Here is an 8,876-nt window from a genome sequence, read left to right on the forward strand (position 1 = left end):
TGTATTTTTTTATGGTAATTATTATGGTCTGGTAGCAATTTGGTTAGGTGTTAACAGTTTGCGTGAAATTGTACTGATAATTTAATATTTTTATCATATTGGTTTGTATTTATAAGTATTGGGGTCATAGCATGGCGGTTATACCTGGTCTCGTTTCGATCCCAGTAGTGAAGTCCTTTTGTGTTTTGTTTGTGTACTATGGTTTTCTATGGGAATTTCATTTCGCTGCAAGCCTATTCTAATTATAATTATTCTTATTTTAAAAAAAGATTTTTAATATACTGTTATTTTATTTGATTTTGAATATTCATTCCAATATGTGGAAATAATATATTCTCCTTTAATTAAATTAATCCTTAGTTTTGCTTCTCCATTTAAATCAGTGGTTCTGTTGTAGAATACTCCATTGATATTGAAGGTTATATTTTCATTCGGTGAAGCTTTTCCTGTTTTGTTTAGAATTTTTACTTTAAACTCGCTTCCGTCCATATAATTCATTGACATGTCTTTTGAGCTTATCCTTTCCAGCACGTTTATTTTATTGCAGACTGATGCGCCATTATACTGTGCAGTTATGATGTATTGGCCCGGATTTAAATTAATATTCAATTTTGCCGTTCCGTTTTCATTGGTGCTGCGAGTATAGAATACTCCGTTTATATTAAAAGTTACTGATGCATTTTCAAGAGCATTTCCCTCACCGTCAAGTACTTTGAGAGTATACTGTGATGCATTTCTATAATATTTAACCAAATCTTTATTCTCGACAAGTATTGGCTTGACGACTATGACATTGCTTGTTCGTTCTCCGGTATCCGTATTGATTGATGTTATTGTGTATGTGTTGGCTTCGAGGTTAATGTTTAACTTCGCGATTCCGTCATTATTGGTTGATCTTGTGTATATCACGCCGTTTATGTTGAATTGAATGTTGGTGTTCTTTAACGTTTTACCGTTTTTATCCAAAAATGAAGCGTAAAATTGTGTTGCATTCTTATAATATTTTTCAATATCTTTGCCGAATGCTGTTGGCTTTATGGTTATTTTTGATGTGTTTTGACTTTTGCCGAACTTGCCGTTATAGCTTATTACGGCCTCATATTCTCCGCTATCTAAATTTATTGCCATTGATGCGTATCCCTGCTGGTTAATCTCCCGGGAATATGTCTTTCCATTAATCGAGATGCTTACTTTTTCTCCGATTAATGCCACATCATATTTGTCTTTCAATTGGATATTCAAACCCTGTGATCCGCCCTTGAATTTATTGATGTCATTGACATTGATATGAGTTCCATAATCTGTTATGTAATATGTCACATCAAGCTCTTCATGCATTCCATCGATATATGCATGGACATTGTGATTTCCCACTTTACCTGATTTTAACGTGATGATGATGTCCCTGTTGTCTTTGGCTGCCGGAATGCTCCAGTATAATGTTTTCTGCTGTGAATTGTATGAGTATGTTCCATGTGATGTAACCGCATTTACGAATTCAGTGTCATCATTGAAATTGAACACCATTGTTCTTCCGCTGACAAGATGCTTTACCCTGTAATAAATCTGCACTTCATCTCCAACTAGCGCATTTCTATCAATATTGAGCAGACTGATTACAGGACTTAGTCTTTGTGTTTCAAAGATATGGCTTCCAGCAAACATTTTTCCTGGATTTTGAGGAATGACGCTTGGCGGATAATATTGGCCTTTGAAATAAAAATGAGTTATATAATTTGCAGTGCTTCGCCCCACATTGCGTCCGTTATCGTTTGTTGCGAATACATCAACTCCATAGAATACTCCGTTCTCAGTGTCATGGGTTTTATAATCATAAGTCATGATGCTTTTCCTGTGGTATCCTGAGCTTTCATATGAGCAGATTATTATTATTGCATCCACAGGATTTGAACTGTATCTGTTATAATTCACTTTATAATAACTTGAATAATAATTCGGAACAACTAAACACTGTCCTTTTTGCAGTGTTCCTGTTAAATACGTGTTTGAAAATGCTGCGCCATATCTTCCATCAGGGGATTTTATAACAAAGTGTCCATATCCGTATCTTGAAAGTATATTTTTTATCTGGCTGAGGTAATTTGGTGAAATATCATTGTTAATTATCATTGTAGCGGCAATCTGTTCTATGCTTCTTGAAGAATCGTTATACTGGCTTCCTCCTTCACCGATCACCCATCCGTTTTCAGTAATTATTCCATGGAAAAAGTATTCGTGTGGCGTGTCTATTTCCTGTTTCAGTATGTTCATACCGTTCCAGTTCTGAGGGTTGATTTCTATTCCATTCCCTGTCATCTGTCCGTCCTGTCTAAAAGCAAACACTGTTTCATCATCTTCCTGGATGATTAAAGAACAGCATTCGCAGTTGGATGCATTGAACTCTTCTTCTGATGTTACTTCTTCGTAAACTATTTCATCATCAACCGTTATTTGTGAATCACTTAAGATAAGTTCATATGATGAATCTGGGCTTTCTGCATTCACTGCTGAGATGCATATTATTAATGCAATAAATATCAAAATCAGTTCTATTTTTCTCATTGATATTCTATTTATTATTGATTTATTTATATTTTAAGAAAATAATTAAATATAATTTTTTATAAAATATTTAATGTCATATCATATTTGACTAATATTAATTAATTATTTTATGAGAAAGTGTTTTTTGCTTGCTGTGATTAAAAAAATAGTTAATATTGGATAGGCTGCCCGTTTCGAGGGTTACTCGAGGAGCGAAGGGTAAGCTAGCGATGATTCAAGAGAGTTAGTATACGGGCAAAATCCATTTTACAAAGTTTTTTAAATTAATAAAACAATATTTTTATTTAATTTTACTTTTAATCTATTATAATATTGGTGAGAAGTGCATGGAAGAATATTTGATGGAAACACCAAGCATTGATTACATGAATCCTCTTTTTCAGGATAAGGTTCGGGAATTGATGAATCAATCTGAAGATAATCTGGATTATATAAAACGATGTTACATCTTTGTTAGGGATGAAATTTCTCATTCATGGGACATTAAAACAGATGTGGTTTCAAGAACTGCCAGTGAGGTGCTTGAAAATAAAACTGGAATCTGCTGGACAAAATCTTGTCTTCTTGCAGCACTTCTAAGAGCAAATCAGATTCCATCAGGCATCAGTTATCAGTTGCTTACAAGAGCGGATGATGCAAGTGAAGGTTATATGATTCATGCTTTAAACACTGTGTATATAAAGGATTTAGATAAGTGGATCAGACTTGATGCTCGAGGAAATAAGAAAAATATTAATGCATTTTTCAGTTTGAATGAGGAACGCTTGGCTTACACAATCCGAAGTGAACTTGGTGAAATTGACTATCATGATAACCATGCAGATTTGGATGAAAGATTGGTTAATATTCTGATGCAAAGTGTGGATATCTTGGAGCTTACAACTGATTTTGAGTTTTAGTTAGAATTTCATTAATATGTGTTTTTTCATAAAGTCGCACTTTTGAAAATGTTTATTATTAATAAAAATTATAAGATTAAATAACGACCATTACATTATGGTGATTTTTCATGGTTTTTACTATTGATGATATTAGAAAAAGAGTTATTCCAATTGTAATTAAATATGGTATAAGTAATTTTAGTCTTTTCGGATCTTACGCTCGGGAAGAGGCCAATGAAAATAGTGATTTGGATTTTGTAATGGATAAAGGTGATTTGAAAGGTCTGCAATATGTTTCTTTAGTCCAAGATTTGGAAGATGAATTTAATTGCCATGTTGATGTAGTTAGTAAAGGCAGTTCAAATAAAAAATTTCTCGAAGCAATAAGCAAGGAGGAGGTTCTTTTATATGAACGAGAAAGATAAAAGAAGTGCAGAAACCATAATTGACTATTGTGACCGTATTGCTGATTATTTAAATAGATTTGATGATGATAAAGAAATTTACATGTCTGACAGTTTATATAAAGATGCTTGTGCATTAGTTATAATCCAAATGGGAGAATTTGCCAATAGATTTTCAGATGAATTTCTTGAAGAATATGATGGAATTGAATGGGGTCAATTAATTGGATTGAGAAATGTCACTGCCCATAATTATGAAAATATAATTGATGATATAATTTGGGAAGTTATGCATGATGATGTTCCAGAAATTAAAGAATATTTAGAAAAAATTCTTTATCATTAAAGTTATCTTCAATTCAAATATTAAAAAAGTAATAAATATTTTGTATAGTATACCGGCAAAACATTACAAAATATTTATTACTTATCATTTGCTCTTGGCAAAAAGAGATTTGATATGGAGTAATAAATATGATTATGCACGAAAAAGATGAGCAACTTTTAAGAAGCTTTTGTGATGAGAGATGTCTTAAAGATGTAACATATGAAAGCTACGCCACCGCCATTGGTTTGTATTCCAGATACCATAAAAAACCATTTTACCAGCTGTTAGAAGAAGCCGAAAAGGAAGAGCAGAAGAAGTCAAATGGAAGCATTCAAAATTGAGGGCCAGACTTCTGGGATTTCGAAACCATCTGATGAAGAAAGGTCATCTCGCCACAACAGTCAAAAATTATGTCAGTAGGGTTATTACCGTATATGAAGAATGTTTTGATGTTGAAATCGGCAAAATGCCGAAATTAAACCAGAAAAATGTCAAAAAACCTAGGCCTATTTCTTATAATGATTTGCCCGATAAGGAACTGCTTAGACATATCCTCAAGATGGTCAATCCGCTCATGAAAGCAATAATTCTTTTCATGACAAGCAGCGGATGTGCTAAAAGGGAAACCTTAAACATTACCATTCAGGATTTCATTGATGCTACCTATGAGTATCATCAAAAGGACAATATAGATGCTGTTATTGAAGCCCTGCACGGCCGTGATGATGTGGTTCCGTCCTGGAGACTGAGGAGGCAGAAAACCAACAAGTACTACACCACCTTTTCAAGTCCGGAGTCCACAGCGGAAATAATTCACTATCTTGTGATTGATGACAGGGAACTTACAAATTCAACACCGCTTTTCAATATAAGTTCCACTCACATGAACAATACCTTCGGCAAGATCAACAACAAGCTGAACCTTGGAAAGGCAGGTTCATACAACCGTTTCCGTTCCCACATGCTGAGGAAGTTTCATGCAAGCCAGCTTTACAATGACGGTTTGAGCATGGATGAAATCGATGAGCTTCAGGGAAGGGGAAAGGATCAGACCAGAACTTCCTATTTTATGGAAGATCCTTTGCGTTTAAGAGAAAAATATATTGAGCATATGGGTGCAGTCACAATCAATCTGGATGTTGAGAAATTATCCATCAAATCTCCGGAGTTTCAGGCAATGGAGAGTGAAAATCAGAAATTGAATGATGAACTGGCTGGTCTTAAAGGCGAAATTAATTATATCAAAAGATATTTGAGAAATACGCCGTAAAACTTTTTTCTATTTTTTATTTTTTTTATTTTTTTAACTACATTTTTTCAACATGATAGTCCCATAATGGGAGTTTCGTATTGTAGGTTTTTCTAGTTTTTTTCATATTTTTTTTGTTTATTTGTTTATAGAATTTTGGAAAAATACATGCCTTATCTTCAAGTATAACACTGTAATAATTAAACAATTTAATATCAAATAAGCAATAGTAATGTTTATATATTCATTTTGACAAACTATGATTACCCATCACTGAATGAAAGCAATTTTTATGAGTGAGAACAATTTTTCACACTCGTACAACTTTTTTTCAGTATGGCATCAAAACATCTTTAAGGAGGTAAAATATCAAAAAAACAGAAATCATGAAAAAAATAAGCAGAATATAAGTGGGCCAGTAAGAAAAATAAAAATAATTAGACACGCCGCAAAACAGTGTTAAAAATTAATATTTTCCAAAACTTAACCCAATAATAGTTTATTTTAAGCAATATATAAAGATTTTCAATTAAAAAACTTATTTTATTCTAAATATTCGGTAAAAAATGGAATATTGATTTTACCAAAAAACTATTTTTATTTTCAAAGACTTCTGGCCACATGTGAGTTTTAGACTGTTGATCACTAACTCCCCATGAGGGAAAAAGGAGATTCAAAAGAATGTGTGAACTAGCAAAACCCCGGCCCAATGAAATAATAATTTTCAATAATTTCAGGGCACTTGAAGAAACAATCTCTGAAATTCAGGAATCAGAAAACATCCGAAACGAAAGGGAATTCTTCGAGTCATACAGAATCAAGATAATAAGACTTGATTAAACACGCTAAGACGAACTAAAAATTTAAGATAATATCAGGAGCCTAAAAATAATGTTGGAACAAGAAGTAAACGGAGAAGTCCATGTTTTAGTCCCAAAAGACCTATGGGCTAGAATATGGCTGGTCTTTGACAGAATCGAACACCTGGGTGAATTCCAATGAACAGCAATTCATCCTTTGCATTAACTGAGGTTGATACATTATGACAACCTCAATTAATCAATTTGAAGATAATTTCCATGGCATTTTAACTCACAATGGTGAAATCAAAATTGCCAAAGGAGATGTTGAGCACGAAATCCTCTACATTGACGATGACGGTATCGTATTGGTTGATGGCGGTAAAAAAGCATACCAGACAATAATACATGAGAAACTATTGTCATTAATCCAATATGCTGCTGAAGGAGATATCGGTTTAATCAAATTCATAAGAGGAGAAGCGTTTATTGTCGGATTTCGCAAACACAAAAGGGATGAGAAATATGGAAAGTACAATTCTTGAAATGCAAAGAAATCTTGATGAAGGACATTTCATCGCACTTGTATCTGCAGATGAAAATCCGTATTGTGTAGTAATGAAATCAGATGAATTGAATTTCCCAGACAATAAAACAGTTGTTATTCACAAAAAAGGCGGAAGGACTTCAATAATCAATTTGAATTTCATTATTGAAGTCTGCATCAGGAGAGTTGGTCAGTATGCCTAAACCAGCAAGATTATATCCGAAAGAAGAACCGATGGATCCCAATCCAAAGATGATTTTCATTGGAAGCATGGTAGTTGCTGCAGTTGTCGGCTGGATTGGAATAGCAACAAGTACAGGGGGATTATAAACTAATCCTCCAAATTTTCAAGGTGATGATAATGGTAAAAGCAGAACTTATAGAAGAACCGCAGGTTTCACAGGAAACAGAATTAGTTAAAGTGGATAATGTCCCTGACGTTGATGTGGCTATTGAACAATGGGACGCTTATCAAAAACTCTGTAAAGGATTACTGAATGATACAGAATATCAGGAAATAATTGTTAAAGAAAAAGATGAGGAAGGAAACTACGTTAAAGTGAAAAGACACTTTAAGAAAAAGTCAGCATGGCAGAAATTGTCCCGTGCATTCAATGTTGATACTGCAATTGTTGACCGTGATTTGGAAAGGACAAAAACCGGTAGGATAAAAGAAGCCTACTACTGTGTAAGGGCAACTCTACCGAATGGCAGAAGCGTGGAATCAGATGCACTATGTTCCAGAAGTGAAAGAGGTAAGGACAAAGTTTCAGACCACACTATCATGTCAACTGCTAAAACACGTGCAACCAACCGTGCAATAGCTGAACTGATTGGAGCAGGAGAAGTGTCAGCAGAAGAAGTGTCAGCTGAAAAGATTGTAAGTCAATCAAGATTTCTAAAAGAGGATGTTAACTAATCCTCTTTAATATTTTTAGGAGAGAATTAAAATGAGTTTTGAAAACACAAAACAGACAATATTTACAGGTACAGAACTAGATTACGAAGAAATTGTGGAAATCCCGGAAGGATATGAAAAAGCAGAATTAAGAGACTTTGAAGACGGAACCTTATTAAGAGGCAGACCTGAAATGTCTTCAGTTACCTCATACACCTTTGATGATGACGGTGAAGAAAAAACCGTAAACAGATTCAAACTCTACATCTTCCAGGATGATGATCAACTTTACATTGAAATCAACGTTAATCTTAAAAACGATGGTGACATTCACAAAAACATCAGAAAAGGAAGCGTACTCTTTGACTTTATCACTTCAATCCTTGAACTTGAAAATGCAGGTTCAGTAGGTAAATCAAATATTTTAAGAAGTGTCAACCTTGCTGAATACCGTCAATTTGTAAACAATTTAGGTGAAATGACAATTCAGGTCAAAGAGAAATCCGGAAGCTATGTCTATTACAGTTTCATTGTACGTGACGTCCAAGTAGAATAGATGGGGAATAAAATGAGTAATGTAGCTGAATTACCTACCAAAGACACAATAACTCTTATTATCAACAGAAAGAAAGTTAACAGTGTCACTTATGTATTTAAGAATCAAGATGGTAATAAGATTGGAGAATACTTAAATAAAACTCCAGCTACATTATCTTCCCAAAGTAATGTCGCAAGACAGTTCAAACAGATTGTAAATCCAAAAGGTGACATGAATCCGAAGATTGTCAACAATCAGTTTGCAGAAGTAAAACAGCTCCTTCAGCTTCACTATGAAAATGAGCTGTCTGTCATCGAACAGGAAATAGCTGACAAGAAACAGGCCGAGCAGGAAAAGGATAGTGTTAAATTGAAGGAAGCTATTACTAAACTTCAATCATTAACTAAACCTTTGATTTATATCGGCAGTATTGTTGAATGGTTTACAGCAGGTGAACGCAACAACATATTGTATGCATCTGCCGTATATGCAGGGCAAGTCGTCTTGGGAAATCCGGTATCTGTCATATGTCTTGGTGAAGCAAGCAGCGGAAAATCCCATATTCAGGAAGCTGCTTTAAAATTGATTCCAAAACGTTTTGTTGTCAATGAAAAGAAAATTACTGAAGCTGCACTATTCAATCGTGCAAAAACTGACAAGTATTTC

Annotated in this window: 13 protein-coding genes and 1 rRNA gene; 13 read left to right on the plus strand and 1 reads right to left on the minus strand. The window is 34.1% G+C overall.

The window, feature by feature from the left end:
* Positions 1 to 116 precede the first annotated feature (116 nt).
* Positions 117 to 234: ribosomal RNA gene (gene rrf, locus ACKI2W_RS09025) — 5S ribosomal RNA — on the plus strand.
* 39 nt (positions 235 to 273) lie between these two features.
* Here rrf and ACKI2W_RS09030 read toward each other — a convergent pair.
* On the minus strand, positions 274 to 2,562 hold the full coding sequence (locus ACKI2W_RS09030) for an Ig-like domain-containing protein (protein ID WP_407381360.1): 2,289 nt from the start codon (positions 2,560 to 2,562) through the stop codon (positions 274 to 276).
* A 329-nt stretch (positions 2,563 to 2,891) separates the two neighbouring features.
* On the opposite strand from ACKI2W_RS09030, the gene ACKI2W_RS09035 reads away from it, so the two are divergent.
* The 12 genes from ACKI2W_RS09035 to ACKI2W_RS09090 all read left to right on the plus strand — a co-directional run.
* A complete protein-coding gene (locus ACKI2W_RS09035) occupies positions 2,892 to 3,464 on the plus strand; it encodes a transglutaminase family protein (RefSeq protein ID WP_058738609.1) in 573 nt (190 codons plus the stop codon).
* Between the two features lie 110 nt (positions 3,465 to 3,574).
* Complete coding sequence (locus ACKI2W_RS09040; RefSeq protein WP_407381363.1) at positions 3,575 to 3,871, plus strand: nucleotidyltransferase family protein; 297 nt, start codon at positions 3,575 to 3,577, stop codon at positions 3,869 to 3,871.
* A complete protein-coding gene (locus ACKI2W_RS09045; protein ID WP_058738611.1) occupies positions 3,855 to 4,196 on the plus strand; it encodes a DUF86 domain-containing protein in 342 nt (113 codons plus the stop codon). Before ACKI2W_RS09040 ends, ACKI2W_RS09045 begins: the two co-directional genes overlap by 17 nt.
* Before the next feature lie 128 nt (positions 4,197 to 4,324).
* On the plus strand, positions 4,325 to 4,519 hold the full coding sequence (locus tag ACKI2W_RS09050) for a hypothetical protein (RefSeq protein ID WP_407381365.1): 195 nt from the start codon (positions 4,325 to 4,327) through the stop codon (positions 4,517 to 4,519).
* A gap of 32 nt (positions 4,520 to 4,551) precedes the next feature.
* A complete protein-coding gene (locus ACKI2W_RS09055) occupies positions 4,552 to 5,448 on the plus strand; it encodes a tyrosine-type recombinase/integrase (protein ID WP_407381367.1) in 897 nt (298 codons plus the stop codon).
* Positions 5,449 to 6,108: 660 nt separating this feature from the next.
* The gene (locus ACKI2W_RS09060; RefSeq protein WP_407381370.1) at positions 6,109 to 6,267 is read left to right on the plus strand and encodes a hypothetical protein; all 159 of its coding nucleotides are present in this window, start codon (positions 6,109 to 6,111) and stop codon (positions 6,265 to 6,267) included.
* A 202-nt stretch (positions 6,268 to 6,469) separates the two neighbouring features.
* Positions 6,470 to 6,772: a hypothetical protein gene (locus ACKI2W_RS09065; RefSeq protein WP_407381372.1), complete on the plus strand. Its 303-nt coding sequence runs from the start codon at positions 6,470 to 6,472 to the stop codon at positions 6,770 to 6,772.
* Positions 6,753 to 6,977: a hypothetical protein gene (locus ACKI2W_RS09070; RefSeq protein WP_407381374.1), complete on the plus strand. Its 225-nt coding sequence runs from the start codon at positions 6,753 to 6,755 to the stop codon at positions 6,975 to 6,977. The genes ACKI2W_RS09065 and ACKI2W_RS09070 overlap by 20 nt, the downstream gene beginning before the upstream one ends.
* Positions 6,970 to 7,104 carry a hypothetical protein gene (locus ACKI2W_RS09075; RefSeq protein WP_407381376.1) on the plus strand — a complete coding sequence of 45 codons (135 nt, stop codon included), beginning with the start codon at positions 6,970 to 6,972 and terminating at the stop codon, positions 7,102 to 7,104. The genes ACKI2W_RS09070 and ACKI2W_RS09075 overlap by 8 nt, the downstream gene beginning before the upstream one ends.
* A gap of 31 nt (positions 7,105 to 7,135) precedes the next feature.
* Positions 7,136 to 7,693 (plus strand): hypothetical protein, encoded by a 558-nt coding sequence (locus ACKI2W_RS09080; protein ID WP_407381378.1) that lies wholly within the window; start codon positions 7,136 to 7,138, stop codon positions 7,691 to 7,693.
* 31 nt (positions 7,694 to 7,724) lie between these two features.
* Positions 7,725 to 8,228 carry a hypothetical protein gene (locus tag ACKI2W_RS09085; RefSeq protein ID WP_407381380.1) on the plus strand — a complete coding sequence of 168 codons (504 nt, stop codon included), beginning with the start codon at positions 7,725 to 7,727 and terminating at the stop codon, positions 8,226 to 8,228.
* Between the two features lie 12 nt (positions 8,229 to 8,240).
* The coding region (locus ACKI2W_RS09090; RefSeq protein WP_407381382.1) for a hypothetical protein at positions 8,241 to 8,876 on the plus strand (636 nt) is incomplete at its 3' end.

This window comes from Methanobrevibacter sp. (genome assembly GCF_045603845.1).
GTDB lineage: Archaea > Methanobacteriota > Methanobacteria > Methanobacteriales > Methanobacteriaceae > Methanocatella.